Origin of the sequence: Trinickia violacea, from assembly GCF_005280735.1 — a bacterium.
GTDB classification, from domain to species: Bacteria; Pseudomonadota; Gammaproteobacteria; order Burkholderiales; family Burkholderiaceae; genus Trinickia_A; species Trinickia_A violacea.
Map to the genome: position 1 here is coordinate 3450775 of NZ_CP040077.1, position 16756 is coordinate 3467530.

Annotated in this window: 15 protein-coding genes and 2 tRNA genes; 12 read left to right on the forward strand and 5 right to left on the reverse strand. The window is 65.5% G+C overall.

Translation table 11 applies throughout. The features are described 5' to 3' along the window. The first annotated feature begins 463 nt into the window (after window positions 1-463). From FAZ95_RS15785 to FAZ95_RS15810, 6 genes are all read left to right on the forward strand, one after another. A complete protein-coding gene (locus tag FAZ95_RS15785; RefSeq protein WP_137333300.1) occupies window positions 464-3631 on the forward strand; it encodes a ribonuclease E/G in 3168 nt (1055 codons plus the stop codon). A 238-nt stretch (window positions 3632-3869) separates the two neighbouring features. Beyond that, complete coding sequence (gene moaA, locus FAZ95_RS15790; RefSeq protein ID WP_137333301.1) at window positions 3870-4979, forward strand: GTP 3',8-cyclase MoaA; 1110 nt, start codon at window positions 3870-3872, stop codon at window positions 4977-4979. A gap of 24 nt (window positions 4980-5003) precedes the next feature. Beyond that, window positions 5004-5621 carry a molybdenum cofactor guanylyltransferase MobA gene (gene mobA, locus FAZ95_RS15795; RefSeq protein WP_137333302.1) on the forward strand — a complete coding sequence of 206 codons (618 nt, stop codon included), beginning with the start codon at window positions 5004-5006 and terminating at the stop codon, window positions 5619-5621. Between the two features lie 111 nt (window positions 5622-5732). Continuing rightward, window positions 5733-7043 (forward strand): molybdopterin molybdotransferase MoeA, encoded by a 1311-nt coding sequence (moeA, locus tag FAZ95_RS15800; protein WP_137333303.1) that lies wholly within the window; start codon window positions 5733-5735, stop codon window positions 7041-7043. Window positions 7044-7084: 41 nt separating this feature from the next. Further along, window positions 7085-7360: a hypothetical protein gene (locus FAZ95_RS15805; protein ID WP_137333304.1), complete on the forward strand. Its 276-nt coding sequence runs from the start codon at window positions 7085-7087 to the stop codon at window positions 7358-7360. Further along, on the forward strand, window positions 7360-7842 hold the full coding sequence (locus FAZ95_RS15810) for a GNAT family N-acetyltransferase (RefSeq protein ID WP_137333305.1): 483 nt from the start codon (window positions 7360-7362) through the stop codon (window positions 7840-7842). Before FAZ95_RS15805 ends, FAZ95_RS15810 begins: the two co-directional genes overlap by 1 nt. 100 nt (window positions 7843-7942) lie before the next feature. On the opposite strand, the gene FAZ95_RS15815 is transcribed toward FAZ95_RS15810, so the two are convergent. From FAZ95_RS15815 to pncB, 5 genes are all read right to left on the reverse strand, one after another. Beyond that, window positions 7943-9430 carry a DNA recombination protein RmuC gene (locus FAZ95_RS15815; protein WP_137333306.1) on the reverse strand — a complete coding sequence of 496 codons (1488 nt, stop codon included), beginning with the start codon at window positions 9428-9430 and terminating at the stop codon, window positions 7943-7945. Next, window positions 9427-10416 carry a 2-hydroxyacid dehydrogenase gene (locus FAZ95_RS15820; RefSeq protein ID WP_137333307.1) on the reverse strand — a complete coding sequence of 330 codons (990 nt, stop codon included), beginning with the start codon at window positions 10414-10416 and terminating at the stop codon, window positions 9427-9429. The genes FAZ95_RS15815 and FAZ95_RS15820 overlap by 4 nt, the downstream gene beginning before the upstream one ends. A gap of 109 nt (window positions 10417-10525) precedes the next feature. Further along, the gene (locus FAZ95_RS15825; RefSeq protein ID WP_137333308.1) at window positions 10526-11950 is read right to left on the reverse strand and encodes a sodium:proton antiporter; all 1425 of its coding nucleotides are present in this window, start codon (window positions 11948-11950) and stop codon (window positions 10526-10528) included. Between the two features lie 63 nt (window positions 11951-12013). Then, entirely contained in the window at window positions 12014-12676 is a 663-nt protein-coding gene (locus FAZ95_RS15830; RefSeq protein ID WP_137333309.1) for a LutC/YkgG family protein, read from the reverse strand. 159 nt (window positions 12677-12835) lie between these two features. Next, a complete protein-coding gene (gene pncB, locus FAZ95_RS15835; protein ID WP_137333310.1) occupies window positions 12836-14032 on the reverse strand; it encodes a nicotinate phosphoribosyltransferase in 1197 nt (398 codons plus the stop codon). Between the two features lie 268 nt (window positions 14033-14300). Between pncB and fdxA the strand changes: the two genes are divergently transcribed. From fdxA to FAZ95_RS15865, 6 genes are all read left to right on the forward strand, one after another. Then, the gene (fdxA, locus tag FAZ95_RS15840) at window positions 14301-14624 is read left to right on the forward strand and encodes a ferredoxin FdxA (RefSeq protein ID WP_137333311.1); all 324 of its coding nucleotides are present in this window, start codon (window positions 14301-14303) and stop codon (window positions 14622-14624) included. A gap of 164 nt (window positions 14625-14788) precedes the next feature. Continuing rightward, window positions 14789-14864, forward strand: a tRNA-Asn gene (locus FAZ95_RS15845). Between the two features lie 77 nt (window positions 14865-14941). Further along, a tRNA-Asn gene (locus tag FAZ95_RS15850) sits at window positions 14942-15017 on the forward strand. 276 nt (window positions 15018-15293) lie between these two features. Further along, window positions 15294-15596 carry a type II toxin-antitoxin system ParD family antitoxin gene (locus FAZ95_RS15855; RefSeq protein ID WP_137333312.1) on the forward strand — a complete coding sequence of 101 codons (303 nt, stop codon included), beginning with the start codon at window positions 15294-15296 and terminating at the stop codon, window positions 15594-15596. After that, entirely contained in the window at window positions 15593-15958 is a 366-nt protein-coding gene (locus FAZ95_RS15860) for a type II toxin-antitoxin system RelE/ParE family toxin (RefSeq protein WP_137333313.1), read from the forward strand. The genes FAZ95_RS15855 and FAZ95_RS15860 overlap by 4 nt, the downstream gene beginning before the upstream one ends. A gap of 153 nt (window positions 15959-16111) precedes the next feature. Then, the gene (locus FAZ95_RS15865) at window positions 16112-16603 is read left to right on the forward strand and encodes a CreA family protein (protein WP_137333314.1); all 492 of its coding nucleotides are present in this window, start codon (window positions 16112-16114) and stop codon (window positions 16601-16603) included. The last annotated feature ends 153 nt before the right edge of the window (window positions 16604-16756 follow it).

A 16756-nucleotide genomic window follows, 5' to 3' on the forward strand; every position in this document is an offset into this window, starting at 1 on the left:
TCGGAATCAAGCGACATCAAGCAACACGAGGCTCCCCATTGCGAAAATACGGCGTGCGCCCAAAGGCGTCCTGCAGAGAGCGCAGGACTTGGCGACGTCAAAACGAGCGAGACACCCTGCGCGGCTATCGAGCGTTGATCGGGCCTCCCGCGGCACAGCCGCGAACCGCAACCCGGCCGACAATCGCGCAAGCATTGTGCGGAAGCAGTCGCGGCGCTTTTTTATGGCGCCGGGCGACTCGAAACGCACGGCGTGTCGCCGCCGTTCTTTGAAGCCGTGTTCGCATGCGCCCTTGCGGCTAGCGGTCTTTTTTCAGGCCCAGCCCTTTCAGGCAATTCTCCCCGCCATCGTTCCTGCTCCAGCGTGCTCGTGACAACACAATAAGGATGCGGCGTACCGCTCCTGGCCCGCGGCTGGCAACCGCGCGGCACGGGCCGGTATTCAGCCGCTCTGGAGCCGTTCAATGAAACGCATGCTGTTCAATGCGACGCAGCAGGAAGAACTGCGCGTCGCCATCGTCGATGGACAGAAGCTCATCGACATCGATATCGAGACTGCCGGCCGCGAACAGCGCAAAGGCAACATCTACAAGGGGATCGTCACGCGCATCGAGCCGTCGCTCGAAGCCTGTTTCGTCAACTACGGCGAAGACCGCCACGGCTTCCTGCCGTTCAAGGAAGTCGCCCGCCAGTACTTCAGGGACGGCGTCGACATGCGCTCCGCGCGCATTCAGGACGCCCTGCGCGAAGGTCAGGAACTGATCGTCCAGGTCGAGAAGGAAGAGCGCGGCAACAAGGGGGCGGCGCTCACCACGTTCATCTCGCTCGCCGGCCGCTATCTGGTGCTGATGCCGAACAATCCGCGTGGCGGCGGCGTGTCGCGCCGGATCGAAGGCGACGAGCGCCAGGAACTGCGCGAGACGATGTCGCAGCTTCAATTGCCGGACGGCATGAGCATCATCGCGCGCACGGCCGGCATCGGCCGTTCCGCCGAAGAGCTGCAGTGGGACCTGAACTACCTGATGCAACTGTGGCGCGCGATCGAAGCCGCGTCGCAAAGCGGCACGGCCGGCCAGCCGATGCTGATCTATCTCGAATCGAGCCTCGTCATCCGCGCGATTCGCGACTACTTCCAGCCGGATATCGGCGAAATCCTCATCGACACCACTGAAATCCATGATCAGGCGCGCGCCTTCATGGACATCGTGATGCCGGACAACGTCAGCAAGGTCAAGCGCTACCACGACGACGTTCCCCTCTTCTCGCGCTTCCAGATCGAGCACCAGATCGAGACGGCGTACTCGCGCACGGTGCCGCTGCCGTCGGGCGGCGCGATCGTGATCGACCACACCGAAGCGCTCGTCGCGATCGACGTGAACTCGGCACGCGCCACCAAGGGCGCCGACATCGAGGAAACGGCCGCGCGCACGAACCTCGAAGCCGCCGACGAAGTCGCCCGCCAACTGCGCTTGCGCGACCTGGGCGGCCTGATCGTGATCGACTTCATCGACATGGAATCGGCCAAGAGCCAGCGCGAAGTCGAGCAACGCCTGAAGGATGCGCTCAAGCACGACCGTGCGCGCGTCCAGATGGGCAAGATCTCGCGCTTCGGACTGATGGAGCTGTCGCGTCAGCGTCTGCGTCCGGCGCTGTCCGAGGGCAGCCACGTCACCTGCCCGCGCTGCAACGGCACCGGCCATATTCGGGATACGGAATCGTCCGCGCTGCAAGTGCTGCGGATCATTCAAGAAGAAGCGATGAAGGAAAACACCGCGGCGATCCACTGCCAGGTGCCGGTCGAGGTGACCGCCTTCCTGCTCAACGAAAAGCGTCAGGAAATCAACAAGATCGAGTCGCGCTTCAAGGTCAACGTCGTGTTGATCCCGAACAAGCACCTCGATACGCCGCACTACAAGCTCGAGCGTCTGCGTCACGACGATGCGCGCCTCGACGAGCCGCGCGCCTCGTGGAAGATGGCCGAGGAAGCCGCCCGCGAACTCGAGTCGGAAACCGGCTACAGCAAGCGCACCGAAGAGGTGAAGCCGAAGCAGGAAGCGGCGGTCAAGGGCATCACGCCGGCCTCGCCGGCGCCGAGCGCGCCCGTGAAGCCGGCTGCGGCCGCCACGCCGGCGCCCGCCCCGGTCACCCCGGCAGGCGGCGGTTTCATCGGCTGGCTCAAGAATCTGTTCGGGATGGCGCCGGCTGCGCCCGCGCCGGAACCGGTGGTCGAGCAGCCCGCGCGTCCGGCGCGTGAGCGCGCTGAGCGCACCGGCGAACGCGGCGGCGATCGCAACCGCAACCGCCGTGGCGGCCAAGGCTCCCGCGAAGGCGCTGCCGCGCGCGGCGACAGCGCGATCGGCGGCCGTCAGGCTCAGCCGTCGCAGCGTCGCGACGAACAGAAGGAACAACGCGAAGGCCGCGAAGGCCGCGGTGGCCGCGATCAACGCGAGCAGCAACGCGAAGGCCGTGAGCCACGCGAGGGTCGTGAAGCACGCGAGCCGCGCGAAAGCCGCGAGGGCCGCGAACGTACGCAAGAGCGCGCAGAACGCGCCGAGCGCGGCGAGGCAGTAGAAGCCGCGGCGCGCGGCGGCGAGCGTCAGGAACGCGGCGAGCGCCGTGAGCGTGGCGAGCGTCCGGAGCGCGTGGAACGCGGCGAGCGCCGCAAGCCGCAGCAGGAAGTCGCCGCCGAAGCAGCGGCTCGCAGCGAAGCACTTGCAGCCGAAGCGGCAGCAACGGCTACGGCTAGCGTCGACGAAAGCGGCGCACCGTTTGATCAAGAAGGAGCAGCACGCGACGGCGAGGAACGCCGCCGGCGCCGCCGCGGCCGTCGTGGCGGCCGTCGCGAGCGCGAGGAAGAAGGCGTCAACGTGACGCACGCTGCCGACATCGCGGAAGCCGAAGGCGCGGTCGCTGCTGTGCCGGCCGTGGCTGTCGAGCATGCGCACGCTGTCGAACCCGTCGCTGCGCCGCGCGAAACAGCGGTATCGGCTCCGGTCGAAGCGGTTGCGGCGCCCGAGGTAGTCGTCACGCCTGTCGAGGCTCCGACACCGGTAGTGACCGAGCTGGCCGAGCCGGTGGCGCAGCACGTCGAGACGGCGGCAGCGCCCGCCGCGCATGAGGTCGCTCCGGTAGCCGCGCACGCCGAGCCGGTCGTTGCCTCGCCGCAAGTCGAAACGCAGCAGCCTGCCGCCGCCCCGGTCTTCGCACCGGTCGTGTCGGCAGCGCCGGTCGAAGAACCCGCGCCGGCGGTTGCCGCCGAGGTCGCGGCACCCGTCGCGGAAGCCCAGCCGGCGAGCGTCGCTCAACCGGTCGAGCCGATCGCCGAGGCAGCGCCGGTCGCGCACGTCGCGCCGGTAGAAGCAGCGGCGCCGGTCGAAACGCAGCCGGCTCCGCAAGCCGCCGTCGCACAGGCGCAAGCGCCGCGAGCAAACGGCTTGTCGTCCGCCGACTTGCAGCCGATGCTGGAATCGGCCGGCCTCGTCTGGGTCAACACCGACGCCGACAAGCTCCGCAATGCCCAGGAAGCGGCCGCGCAAACGGTGAAGGCCGTCCGCGTGCCGCGCGAGCGCAAGTCGCTGCCGCCGGTGGACACCACACCGATGCAGCAAGTGGAAACGATGAAGCACGACTAAACGTCGCGCTTTCAGCGTACGAAAGCCCGCCCTTCGAGGCGGGCTTTTTGTTGCCCGCTTCTTGCCCGCTTCTTGCCCGCTTCTTGCCCGCTTGTTGCCCGCTTGTTGCCCGCTTGTTGCCGGTTTCTTTGCCGACCCCCGCGTGTTATCCCGACCATGGTCGCCAAGAGCGGCGGCACGGCCGGTCGAGCGGCATTGCTTCCGCTAGAATAATGATCTAACGTCCTTCTTCCTCATCATGCAGCGACGCATCATCCCTGTTGCCGACTTCAGCGCGATTCCCGCGACGCCCGCGGTCACGCTGGCGCCGAGCGGCGTGCTCGCCGATACGCTGGCGCGGCCGCTGCGCGACCTGCGCATCTCGGTCACGGACCGCTGCAACTTCCGTTGCGTCTACTGCATGCCGCGCGCGGTCTTCGACAAGGACTATCCGTTCCTGCCGCACGCCTCGCTCCTGAGCTTCGAAGAAATCGAGCGGCTCGCGCGGCTTTTCGTCGCACACGGCGTCGAAAAAATCCGTCTGACGGGCGGCGAGCCGCTGTTGCGAAAGAACCTCGAGCATTTGATCGAGCGGCTCGCCATGATGACGACGCCGGACGGCCGTCCCCTCGACTTGACCCTCACGACCAACGGCTCGCTCCTGGCACGCAAGGCCCGCGCACTGAAAGACGCGGGCCTCACGCGCGTCACAGTCAGCCTCGATGCCCTCGACGACGCCCTGTTTCAGCGCATGAACGACGCCGGCTATTCGGCCGCGAACGTGCTCGAAGGCATCGCGGCGGCGCAGGCAGCCGGGCTCGAGCCGATCAAGGTAAACATGGTCGTCAAGCGCGGCACGAACGACGGCGAGATCGTGCCGATGGCGCGCCACTTCAAAGGCTCGGGCGCGATCCTGCGCTTCATCGAATACATGGACGTGGGCACCTCGAATGGCTGGAACATGGCGGAAGTGCTGCCGTCGGCCGATGTCGTCGCTCGCGTCGCCGAGCACTTTCCGCTCGTGCCGCTCGAAGCGCACAGCGCGGCCGAAACCGCGCAGCGCTGGAGCTACGCGGACGGCAGCGGCGAGATCGGCGTCATCTCGAGCGTGACGCGCGCGTTCTGCGGGTCCTGCACGCGGGCGCGGCTCTCGACCGAGGGCAAGCTGTACCTGTGCCTGTTCGCGTCCTCCGGCCACGACTTGCGCGCGCTCTTGCGCAACGGCGCATCGGACGCCGACATCGCGTCCGCCGTCGCCCACATCTGGCAAGCTCGCGGCGACCGCTACTCGCAATTGCGCGGCAGCGCGGCGGCCGAAGCGCAAGAGCCGGGCGCGCATCGCGTCGAAATGTCGTACATCGGCGGCTGAGCGCACCCAGGCGACCGCTGCCCGATGCCTACCCTCCCTGACCGCCGCATCACCGGCCTCATCCTCGCGGGCGGGCGCGGTGCGCGCATGGGCGGCGCCGACAAGGGATTGCAAATCCTGCATGGCGAGACGCTCGCGCGGCACGTCGCGAAGCGCATCGCTCCGCAGACCAGCGCCCTCCTCATCAGCGCGAACCGCAATCTCGACGCGTACCGCGCGCTCGCCGTCCCATTCGGCGCGTCTGTCATCAGCGATTCATCGAGCGACTTCCCCGGGCCGCTGGCCGGCATCCTCTCGGGGCTGCGCGCGGCGCATACCGAACTCGTGCTGTGCGCGCCGTGCGATTCGCCCTATCTGCCGCTGGATCTCGCCGACCGTCTCGCCGCCGCCCTCGACGCGAACCGCGCCGATATCGCGACCGCGACGACCCCCGGCGCCGACGGCCAGCCATCGGTACACCCCGTGTTTGCGCTGCTGCGCAGGTCGCTGGCAGATGACCTCGCGGCCTGTCTCGATCGCGGCGAACGCAAGGTTCGCGCGTGGTACGCGCGCCACATGACAGCCGAAGTCGGCTTTGCCGACGAGCGTGCGTTCTACAATGTCAACTCTTTGCAAGAGCTCGCCGACCTCGAGCGTGAGTGAAGCGACAGCAGGACGCCACGTTCCTCCGCGCGCCGCCCGATCCGATTCGCCCAGCCTGCGCCCCGCGCCCCGCCCGTGCGGACGGCAAAACAGCGGCGCGCCTCACCACCGATGACCACGCAGAACGATTCCAGCTGTATTGCCCAATTCGATCCCAACGCGATGCCGGTCCATGCCGCGCAGGCGATCGTGCGTCAGTGGGCAGTGCCGGTCACGACGGCCGAACGGGTCGCGCTGCGCGCCGCGCTCAACCGCGTGCTGGCCGAAGACGTTGCATCGCCGATCGACGTCCCCGCTCACGACAACTCCGCGATGGACGGCTACGCGTTCGACGGCGCCGCCCTCTCCGGCCACGCGAGTTCCGGTGACCCGACACCGCTGACCCTGCGCGTAGCGGGCCAGGCGTTAGCGGGACATCCGTTCGAAGGCACGGCGGCCTCCGGCGAATGTGTCCGCATCATGACGGGAGCCGCGATGCCGGCGGGTTGCGACACCGTCGTCCCGCAGGAATTCGTGACGCGCACCGACGGCGAGCGCATCCGCTTCGATCCGCAGCGCTTCGCGCGCGGCGCCAATTGCCGGCTTGCCGGCGAAGATCTCGCCAAGGGCCAATCCGCGTTGCGCGCGGGCCGCATCCTGCGGGCATCGGATCTCGGCCTGTTGGCATCGCTGGGAATCGGCGAAGTGACGGTGCGGCGGCGTGTGCGCGTCGCGTTTCTATCGACTGGGGATGAGCTGCGCTCGATCGGCGAACCGCTTCCCGTCGGCTGCGTGTACGACAGCAACCGTTACACGCTCTCGGCCATGCTCGAGCGTCTGAACATCGAAACGCTCGATCTCGGCGTGATCCGCGACGAGCCCGCCGCGCTCGAAGCCGCGCTGCGCCAGGCCGCTGAAAGTGCCGATGTGGTGCTGAGCTCGGGCGGCGTGTCGGTCGGCGAGGCCGACTTCACGCGCAAAATGCTGCAGACGTTCGGCGACGTCGCGTTCTGGAGCATGGCGATGCGCCCCGGCCGTCCGCTCGCGTTCGGCCGCATCTGGTCCGGCGGACGGGCCGCCGTTGGCCGCCCCGCGTTATTTTTCGGCCTGCCGGGCAATCCGGTGGCGGTCATGGTCACGTTCTATCAGATCGTGCGCGAAGCGCTCATCGCCATGTCGGGCGCCGAGCCGCAGCCGCCGCTGGCGTTCATCGCAACGAGCGCGCAGCCGCTCAGGAAACGCGCGGGCCGCACCGAATTCCTGCGCGGCGTCGCCACGCGCGACGCCGACGGCCGCTGGCACGTCGCGCCGACCCGCTCGCAAAGCTCCGGCGTCTTGAGCTCGATGAGCGAAGCGAATTGCTTTATCGTGCTGGCACACGATCGAACCGACGTCGACGCAGGCGAAGCCGTCGACATCATGCCCTTTGACGGGCTCATCTGAATCATCGCTTTAGAATCACCACTTTTACGGGGCGTCACGCAATGAAAAAACAAATCTCGTCGATCGCAGCTGGGCAGACCGCCAAAGCGCTCATCCTCGTCTACCTGACGTTCAGCGTGCCGATCGTGCTGCTTGGCATTCTGGTGGCGTTTATCCGCTATGGCGCGGTGGAACTGAGCACGATTTTCAGCGCGCTGATCCTGAACGCGATCCTCGGTTTCATCCTGCTGTGGGTCGCTTGCCACGCGTACAACTGGGTGGCCTCGCGCTTCGGCGGTATCGAGATCGTGCTCTCCGACGTGCCCGAGGAAGCCTGATGAGCACGGTGATCCGTCCGGCCACGCCCGCCGACGTCGGCGCGATCTTCGCGCTGATGCTCGAGCTCGCAGAATTCGAAAAGCTCACGCACCTGTTCGTCGCGACCGAAGCCGGCGTGCACGATGCCCTCTTCGGCGAGCGGCGCGCAGCGGAAGCGCTGGTGGCGGAAGCAAGCGGCCGGATCGTCGGCTATGCGCTCTTCTTTCACAATTTTTCGACGTTCCTGGGCCGGCGCGGCCTGTATCTCGAAGACTTGTACGTGCAGCCGTCGCAGCGCGGCAGCGGTCTCGGCCGGGCGATGCTGCAGCGACTCGCGGCAATCGCCGTCGAGCGGCAATGCGGCCGCTTCGAATGGACGGTGCTCGACTGGAATCAGAACGCGATCGATTTCTACGAGAAGATGGGCGCAACCGTGCTGCCCGATTGGCGCATCGTCCGCATGACGGGGGACGCGCTCACGCAACTCGCCAAGGGCGACTAAGCGCGATTAAGGGCGCGGGTTGAAGCGGAGCCGGCGGCGCAAGGCTGCCGGCGGTTTGGTTTGACCGGCTCGCGTGCCTCGCCCGAGCACCTCGAACACCTCACGGCTCCTCGGTTTCCGCGTTCGAAAACGCATCGCCCAGAAGTCCGCTCGCCTGCTCCCCGGGCAATGCCTCCACATCGCGCAACTTGCGGTTCATCGCGCGCGTACGTACCTCGGCCGCCTCGATCGAGCGCGCGACCGTTTCCAGTTGCGACTTCGTCTTGGCGAGTACGTCGCCGAACTTGCCGAATTCCGTCTTCACCGCGCCAAGCACCTGCCACACCTCGCTCGAGCGCTTTTCGATCGCGAGCGTCCTGAAACCCATTTGCAGGCTGTTGAGCAAGGCGGTGAGCGTCGTCGGTCCGGCGATCGTCACGCGGTAGTCGCGCTGCAGCAGGTCGGTCAGGCCCGGGCGGCGCAGGATCTCGGCGTACAGGCCCTCGGTCGGCAGAAACAGCAGCGCGAAGTCGGTCGTATGCGGCGGCGCGACGTATTTCTCGGCGATCGTGCGCGCTTCGTTTTTGATGCGCGTTTCCAACGCGCGCGATGCCTCTTCCACCGCCGCCGGATCGGCACGATCCTGCGCCTCGATCAAACGCTCGTAATCCTCGCGCGGAAACTTGGCGTCGATCGGCAGCCAGACCGGCGTCGCCGCCCCCTGCCCGCCGGCGGCATCCAGCCGTCCCGGCAGCTTGATCGCGAACTCGACGCGCTCGCTGCTCTTCGGCACCGTCGCCACGTTCTTCGCGTACTGGTCCGGCGTCAGCATCTGTTCGAGCAGCGCTTCGAGCTGCACTTCGCCCCAGGTGCCGCGCGTCTTCACGTTGGTCAGCACCTTCTTCAGATCGCCGACGCCGGCAGCGAGCGTCTGCATTTCGCCAAGGCCGCGATGGACCTGCTCCAGCCGGTCCGACACGAGCTTGAACGATTCGCCAAGGCGCTGCTCGAGCGTCGCATGCAGCTTCTCGTCGACGGTGCGGCGCATCTCTTCGAGCTTCGTCGCGTTGTTCGCTTCGATGTCCTTCAATCGCTGCTCGATCGTCGCTCGCACTTCCGCGAAGCGCTTGTCGTTGGCTTCCGTCAATTGCACGAGCTGCGTGGCGAGGGTTTCCCCGAAACGCTTCAGCGCGAGGCCCTGCTCTTCGCGCGCCTGCAGGGCCTGCAACTGGAGACTTTCGCGCACCGCGTCGAGCTGCTTGCCGTTGCTTTCGGTCAGCTGCGCGAGGCGTTGCGCGAAGTCTTCGATCTTGTTGTTCTGCACGGTCGCGACGCTCGCGAGCTGCGCCGCGAGCATCTGCTGAACCTGCGCAAAGCCCGCGCCCAACTCCGTGCGCGACTGGCGCGACGTCTCGGCGATCTCGCCGCGCAGTTCGCGCTCGAGGCGCTCGTACGCGCGCGTCTGTTTCTCGGCGCCTTCGAGCATCTGCTCGCCGAGTTCTGCGAACGCATGCTCGTTCGCGCGCCCGGCGCCCTTCATCAGCACCACGAGCGCGATCACCAGCGCCACCGCGAGCAGCGCGACGGCTGCCACCAGAATCATTGTCATGAGCGCGCCTTGCCGAGCACTTCGGGGTTGATCGGGTTCGGCGGATTCCCTGCCTGAGGGCCCTCGCCCAGCGCGGCAATCAGATTGTCGGCGGCGAGGTTCGCCATCGCGCGGCGCGTCGCTTCGGTCGCGCTCGCGATATGCGGCGTCAGCACGACATTCGACACCGTGAGCAAATCGGGATGCACGCTCGGCTCGCCTTCGAACACGTCCAGACCGGCGGCGCCGATCCGCTTCGCGCGCAGCGCAACGGCCAGCGCCGCGTCGTCGACGATGCCGCCGCGCGCGATGTTGGTGAGCGTCGCGCTCGGCTTCATCAGCGCGAACTCGGCGGCGCCGATCGTGTGATGGTTCTCGGCCGTGTACGGCAGCACCAGGACGACGTGGTCCGCCGTGCGCAGCAAGTGCTCCTTCGACGCGTACTCGGCGTTCAGCTCCGCCTCGATCTGCGGCGAGACGCGTGAGCGGTTGTGATACATCACGCGCATGTTGAAGCCGCGCGCACGGCGCGCGAGCGCCTGCCCGATGCGGCCCATGCCGATGACGCCGAGCGTCGAACCGTAGATGTCAGTGCCGAGGAAGCTGTCGTAGGCCCACTTCTGCCACTTGCCCGCGCGCAGCCAATGCTCCGATTCGGTCACACGGCGCGCGGCGGCCATCATCAACGCCCAGCCGAAGTCGGCCGTCGATTCGTTGAGCACATCCGGCGTATTCGTGCCGAGCACGTTCGCCGCGTTGAACGCCGCCATGTCGAAGTTGTTGAAGCCGACCGCCATGTTCGACACGACGCGCAGACGCGGCGCAGACGCAATCGCCGCCGCGCCGATCGGCTCGCCCGCTGTCAGCGCGCCGTCCTTGTCCGCGAGCCGCGCGGCCAACTCGGCGGCGGACAGCGCTTCGCCTTGATTCCAGTCCACTTCGAAATACTGTTTGAGCCGCTCGACCACGTCCGGAAAAATCGGACGCGCCACCAGGATCTTCTGCATGCTTCGTCTCCGAATCGTGCGCTGCGCAGCCATGCCGCGCGCGCAATGAAATCAAACCGTGAATCTACCTCGCGCCGCCGGACCGAAAGGCCACAAGTCGCGCGTCACCTCAAAAGAAGAGCCACGCCGTCACCAGGAAAACGGGCACCAGCACCGCTCCCGACCACATCAGGTAAGCAAAGAAACTCGGCATGCGCACGCCGCGCGATTCGGCGATCGCCTTCACCATGAAGTTCGGCGCGTTGCCGATGTAGCTGTTTGCGCCCATGAAGACGGCGCCCGCGGAGATCGCGGCGAGCGTGGTCGCGCCGGTGGTCATGAGCGTCTGCGCGTCGCCGCCCGCGAGGTTGAAGAACACGAGGTAGGTCGGCGCGTTGTCGAGAAACGACGAGAGAATGCCGGTCGCCCAGAAGTACATCGCATCGATCGGTTGGCCGTGCGCGTCGGCGACAAGGCGCGTCACGTGCGCGAACGCGCCGGCCGGCCCCGCCCGCAGGATCATGATGACCGGTGCGATCGTCACGAAGATGCCGGCGAAGAGTTTCGCGACCTCCTCGATCGGCGCCCAGTTGAACGCGTTGCCGGCGCGTGCCGAACGCGGCGTGATCGCCAGCGACACGAGCGTCAGCGCGATCAGCGCACCATCGCGCACGGCGTTTTGCAGCTCGACGTGCGTACCGATCACATTGAAGCTGATGCCCGGCCGCCACATGCCGCTCATCAGCACGAGGCCGATCACCATCGCGAGCAGCACGAAATTGATCTTGCCGTCGATCGAGATGCCGTGCGAATCGGGCGTCGGATCGAGGAACTGGGTGCGCTCTTCGGTCCGGCAGTGGAAGTAGTAGGCGTCGAGCGCGTAGAACAGCGCGAGCAGCACGACGCAGACGAACAGCATCGGCAGCGCGAGATGCTGCGTCGTCCAGAAGAAGCCCACGCCGTTCAGGAAGCCGAGAAAGAGCGGCGGATCGCCGAGCGGCGACAGCGAACCGCCCACGTTCGCCACGAGAAAAATGAAGAACACGACGACGTGCACGACATGCTTGCGGTTGTCGTTCGCGCGTAACAGCGGCCGGATCAAGAGCATCGCCGCGCCGGTCGTGCCCATGATGCTCGCGAGCACGGTGCCGAGCGCGAGTATCGCCGTGTTGAGCTTGGGCGACCCGTGCAGATTGCCGCGCACGCAGATGCCGCCGGCGATGGTGTAGAGCGCGGTCAAGAGCACGATGAACGGCACGTACTCGTCCAGCAGCGCGTGCACGAACGTGCCGAGCGCCGTCCCGGCACCGAACGCGAACGCGAACGGCACGAGAAACAGCGCGCCCCATGCGGCCGCGATCTTGCCGAAGTGGTCATGCCAGAAGATCGGCGCGATGAGCGGAAAGATCGCGATCGACAGCAAAATGCCCGCGAACGGGACGCCCCATAGCGCCGACAGCGTGGCGCCGTCGAGCGCCGCAGCTGACGCCGTCACGGGCCACACAGCCGACACGACCGCCGGCGCCATGCACGCCGATGCGGCAAGTCGTTTCATGTTTTACAACCCCTTATTTTCGAGAATGACGTCGTTGGACGTCGGACGGCCGATGACGCTGCCCTAAGCGCCGCGCACAATGATCACGTGCACGCGATACGGTCCGTGCGCGCCGAGGACGATGGTCTGTTCGATATCGCCGGTGCGCGACGGCCCCGACACGAAATTGACCGCGCGGGGCAGCTCGCCGCGTTCGGCGCGAATCAGCGCGAACGCCTCTTCGTGGCCCGAGACGATGCGCGAAGCGGGCACGATCGCGATGTGCGTTTCCGGCAAAAGCCCTGCCGAGGCGTAGGTTTCCGGGCCGGACAGCAGCACGAGCGAACCGGTCTCGGCCGTTGCGCAGAAACAGCCGGTAATGCCGACGAGATCGTCGTTTTGCGGCTTGCGAAACTCGACTGCGAGGCCCGCTTCACCCCAGGGCAGTGCTTCGAGTGTCTGCCAGGCGATGGCGGAGGTCGGCAAGCCGTGTTCGGTCAGATAGCGATGCGCGGCAGCGGGTGCCTCGGCCATCGCTGCGACTTCATCGACCGTTGTCGACAACTGCTGCGCCTCGGCGATGAAGCGCGCGACGAGATCGTCCGGCATCGGCGGACGCGGTCCTTCCGGATGCCGCGCGAGATAGTCGGCGACGGCCTCACGTTCGGTGGCCTCGGGTTGCGCAGGTCGGCCCTGGGCCGCGCGTATGCGCGCCAGGATATTGCGGCGAGCAGCCGATGTCTCCATGTGCGTTCCTCTGGACGATGCCGATTGCGATAGACGTCGATTATACCGACGCCCCGCAGGACGCCTCCCGTAAGGGAGGCGGACAAGGAAGTGCGCTTGGGGCGCGCCTCGCAGGCGGTTTTCGCTCGGCCGGATGGCCGATCGAGCATGGCGCGCCGATTACTTCCCGGCGTCCTCTTCGGGCGTCTCGATGCCGAACACCTGGCGCAGATACGCGATATAAGCCTTGTCCTCGCACATGTTCTTGCCCGGCGAATCAGACAGCTTCGCGACCGGCTGGCCGTTGCAGCGGACCATCTTGATCACGATCTGCAGCGGGTTGTAGCCGAGATCGTTGGTGAGATTCGTGCCGACGCCGAACGCGAGCCGGCAGCGTCCGCGAAAGCGTTCATAGAGCTGCAGCACCTTGGGGATATCGAGCGCATCGGAAAACACGAGCACCTTCGTGCGCGGGTCGCAGCGGTTTTCCTCGTAATGCCGCAGAAGACGCTCGCCCCAATCGAACGGATCGCCTGAATCGTGGCGCGCGCCGTCGAAGAGCTTGCAGAAGTACATGTCGAAATCGCGCAGGAACGCCTGCATGCCGTAGACGTCGGACAGCGCGATGCCGAGATCGCCGCGATACTCCTTCGCCCACATCTCGAAGCCGTAGATCTGCGAATCGCGCAGACGCGGACCGAGCGCCTGGCACGCCTGCAGATACTCGTGCGCCATCGTGCCGAGCGGCGTCAAGCCGTGTTTCTTCGCGTAGTAAACATTGCTCGTGCCGGCGAACTGCTCGGAGATGCGGTCTTTCAGCGTGAGAATCACTTCCTCGTGCCACCGCCCCGAGAAGCGCCGGCGCGTGCCGTAGTCGGCGATCTTGCAGTCCGCGAACTCCGGGCGCGCGCCGAGCAGCGCGATCTTGTCGTGCAGACGCTCGCGGCCGCCCGCGTAGTCGGGATCTTTTTGGGTATTGCGGAAGTACACCTCGTTGACGATCGCGAGCACGGGAATCTCGAAGAGGATCGTGTGCAGCCACGGCCCCTTGATGCCGATGTCGATCTCGCCGTTGCCCTTCTTCGACGCCTCGATCGAGATGTACTTTTCGCTCAGGTGAAAGAGCGCGAGGAAGTCGATGAAGTCGCTCTTGATGAAACGCATCCGCCGTAGGTAGTCGAGATCGTCGTCGGAAAAGCGCAGCTCGCAGAGTTTCCTGACCTCGTCGCGAATCTCGTCGATGTACGGCACGAGATTCACCCCCGGCGTACGGCACTTGAACCGGTACTCGACGTTGGCGGCAGGGAAATGGTGCAGGACGACCTGCATCATCGTGAATTTGTACAGATCGGTGTCGAGCAGCGAAGTAATGATCATGATTTCAACCGGACTGCGAACGTTCGGACCAGATTGCCCAGCTTGGCGCTCGGGTATGACAGCGCGGCCTTCGACCCGGCTTCTCGGCCATGTTACCCGAATGCGGGCCGGAACACGGCGCCGCGGCACGGACCCGATCACCCCATAAACAAATCACCAAACGGTATAAAAGACGCTGTAGGGGCAATTGCGTGCGGATTTAACCGTTACGCTACAATAGCTCCTTTGGCGTTTCGCCTCCCCAATACCCCTGTGTGCAGGAGCCTGAATGACTCACGTTGTGACCGAAAGCTGCATCAAATGCCGCTACACCGATTGCGTGGACGTCTGTCCGGTGGATTGCTTTCGCGAAGGTCCCAACTTCCTCGCGATCGATCCCGATGAATGCATCGACTGCGCCGTGTGCGTCGCCGAATGCCCGGTGAACGCGATCTACGCCGAGGAAGACGTCCCGGGCGATCAGCAGCACTTCACGCCGCTCAACGCCGAACTCGCGAAGAGCTGGCCGAGCATCACGAAGACGAAGGCCCCGCTGCCGGAAGCCGATGAGTGGAAGGACGTGAAGGACAAGCTCAATCTGCTCGAGCGCTAAGTTCGTGCCCACCCGCGGCGTTTGCGTTCGAGTTGCGTTTGAGGTCCTTCTGCGAGGCTCGCGCAAAGCGGCCCTGCAAGCCACTTCGGCATTCATGAAATGACCGAAGGGTATTGACAGGGCCACAGACGGCCAATACAATCTCGCTTCTCTGCTGTTGTTGTTCCCCGATAGCTCAGTCGGTAGAGCGCCGGACTGTTAATCCGTAGGTCCCTGGTTCGAGCCCAGGTCGGGGAGCCAAAAAAATCGCAGAGCAAGATACGAAGGCCCGTTCCCGATGACGGGCTTTTTTATGTAAGGTTGAGAGTAGTAGCTGTTCCCCGATAGCTCAGTCGGTAGAGCGCCGGACTGTTAATCCGTAGGTCCCTGGTTCGAGCCCAGGTCGGGGAGCCAAGAGCATAGAAAGGCCCGTCAGCAATGACGGGCCTTTTTCGTTTGCGCGCCAGCTAGCGCACTGGGTCAACTTTTCGCGCTCACATCCAGCGACGACAAGCTGCAGCAGGAATGGCTCTTCACCGCGAATGAGCGGCTTGAACGCACTGACTTATCCGCCCCCCCTACGATCAACGCTTCACCAACCAATCTCGATCAAGACCTCATGCGATGAGCGGCGCGCATGGCGTGCCATGGCATAATATGCCAACACTTGATTCTCCAGGAGCTAACGCCATGCCCACCCGCAATGTCGTGCTAACCGCCCATCAGGCCACATTGGTAGACCGCCTGGTCAAGTCGGGGCGCTATCAGAACGCAAGCGAAGTGTTGCGCGAGGGCCTGCGTCTGGTGGAACGCGAGGAAACCGAGACACAGGCTCGGCTCGATGCGTTGCGGGATGCTGCGCACGTTGGTCTTGCCGACGTCGAAGCCAACAGGCTGCGCAGTTTCGTTTCGGCGCAGGAGTTGGGCCAACATCTCGCCGAGCTCGCTGACGGCGCGCTCGCACCGGCAACCCAATCGAAACCCGCCCGGTGACCCGCCAAACAACCGGTTGGACCGTTCGCCTAACGGAATCTGCCGAACACGATTTCAGCAACATCATCCGCTGGAGTGCAGAGCGGTTTGGCAAGGCCCATGCACGTGCCTATGCTGAAGCGATCTCGATGGCCTTACAGGAGTTGACCACCACCGGCCCGGCAGTGACAGGCGTTGCCACGCGAGACAATATTGTCCCCGGGCTGCTCTCGCTCCACGTGGCTCGCAAGCGACGCAAGGGGCGGCACTTCATCATGTTCCGAGTCACTGAACACGATACGCGAGTGATTGACGTGCTCAGAATTCTGCACGATGCGATGGATCTGCCGCGACATGTGCCCCCGGCCGCCGATGCTGAATAACGGCTATCGATCCCTGGCTCGAGCCCAGGTCGGGGAGCCAAGAGCATAGAAAGGCCCGTCAGCAATGTGACGGGCCTTTTGCTTTTTGCGGTTATGCTTTGGCGTCGCGGCTCAAGCGCCGGTCGTTCGCCCCCTCTTCCCGCAGACTCCGATATGAAACGCCATCTTGCCTTGTCGTCCGTCAGCGCCGCGCTCGCCGTGACGCTGACCGTGCTGTCAGCACCGTTCGCTCACAGCGAAGAAGTCGCGAGCGTCAACACGAACTTTCGCATCACCGGCTCCGACCGCGTCGTCGTCGAGGCGTACGACGATCCGCTCGTCACGGGCGTCACCTGCTATGTGTCGCGCGCGCGTACCGGCGGGGTCAAGGGCACGCTCGGCATCGCCGAAGACCCGACCGAAGCGTCGATCGCGTGCCGGCAGGTCGGCCCGATCAAGATTCTCGAGCCGCTCAAGCAGCAGACCGATGTGTTCACCGCGAGCATGTCGCTGATCTTCAAGACGTTGCATGTAGTGCGGATCGTCGACGCCAAGCGCAATACGCTCGTCTATCTGACGTATAGCGATCGCGTCGTGTCCGGCAGCGCGAAGAACAGCGTCACCGCCGTGCCGATGCCGGCCGGCATCACGATTCCCGTCAGATAAGCTGCGACTGGGATGATGCCCGTCCGCAGCGGCGTGGCGTTACGCCCGGTACGCCCGTGGCTCGCCCGCCGCCGACGCCGCACCGAGGCGCCCCCATGCAACGACGCGCGCGCTGTTCTACACTGATCGACCAGACAAACGGAGGGCGCGCCC

Bases quoted from the DNA above. Each gene is read 5' to 3' on its own strand.
- FAZ95_RS15810 (WP_137333305.1), top strand. From the start codon at position 7,360: ATGAGCACGGTGATCCGTCCGGCCACGCCCGCCGACGTCGGCGCGATC.
- FAZ95_RS15785 (WP_137333300.1), top strand. From the start codon at position 464: ATGAAACGCATGCTGTTCAATGCGACGCAGCAGGAAGAACTGCGCGTC.
- moaA (WP_137333301.1), top strand. From the start codon at position 3,870: ATGCAGCGACGCATCATCCCTGTTGCCGACTTCAGCGCGATTCCCGCG.
- FAZ95_RS15815 (WP_137333306.1), bottom strand. From the start codon at position 9,430: ATGACAATGATTCTGGTGGCAGCCGTCGCGCTGCTCGCGGTGGCGCTG.
- FAZ95_RS15830 (WP_137333309.1), bottom strand. From the start codon at position 12,676: ATGGAGACATCGGCTGCTCGCCGCAATATCCTGGCGCGCATACGCGCG.
- FAZ95_RS15820 (WP_137333307.1), bottom strand. From the start codon at position 10,416: ATGCAGAAGATCCTGGTGGCGCGTCCGATTTTTCCGGACGTGGTCGAG.
- mobA (WP_137333302.1), top strand. From the start codon at position 5,004: ATGCCTACCCTCCCTGACCGCCGCATCACCGGCCTCATCCTCGCGGGC.
- fdxA (WP_137333311.1), top strand. From the start codon at position 14,301: ATGACTCACGTTGTGACCGAAAGCTGCATCAAATGCCGCTACACCGAT.
- FAZ95_RS15855 (WP_137333312.1), top strand. From the start codon at position 15,294: ATGCCCACCCGCAATGTCGTGCTAACCGCCCATCAGGCCACATTGGTA.
- FAZ95_RS15805 (WP_137333304.1), top strand. From the start codon at position 7,085: ATGAAAAAACAAATCTCGTCGATCGCAGCTGGGCAGACCGCCAAAGCG.
- FAZ95_RS15865 (WP_137333314.1), top strand. From the start codon at position 16,112: ATGAAACGCCATCTTGCCTTGTCGTCCGTCAGCGCCGCGCTCGCCGTG.
- moeA (WP_137333303.1), top strand. From the start codon at position 5,733: ATGACCACGCAGAACGATTCCAGCTGTATTGCCCAATTCGATCCCAAC.
- pncB (WP_137333310.1), bottom strand. From the start codon at position 14,032: ATGATCATTACTTCGCTGCTCGACACCGATCTGTACAAATTCACGATG.
- FAZ95_RS15825 (WP_137333308.1), bottom strand. From the start codon at position 11,950: ATGAAACGACTTGCCGCATCGGCGTGCATGGCGCCGGCGGTCGTGTCG.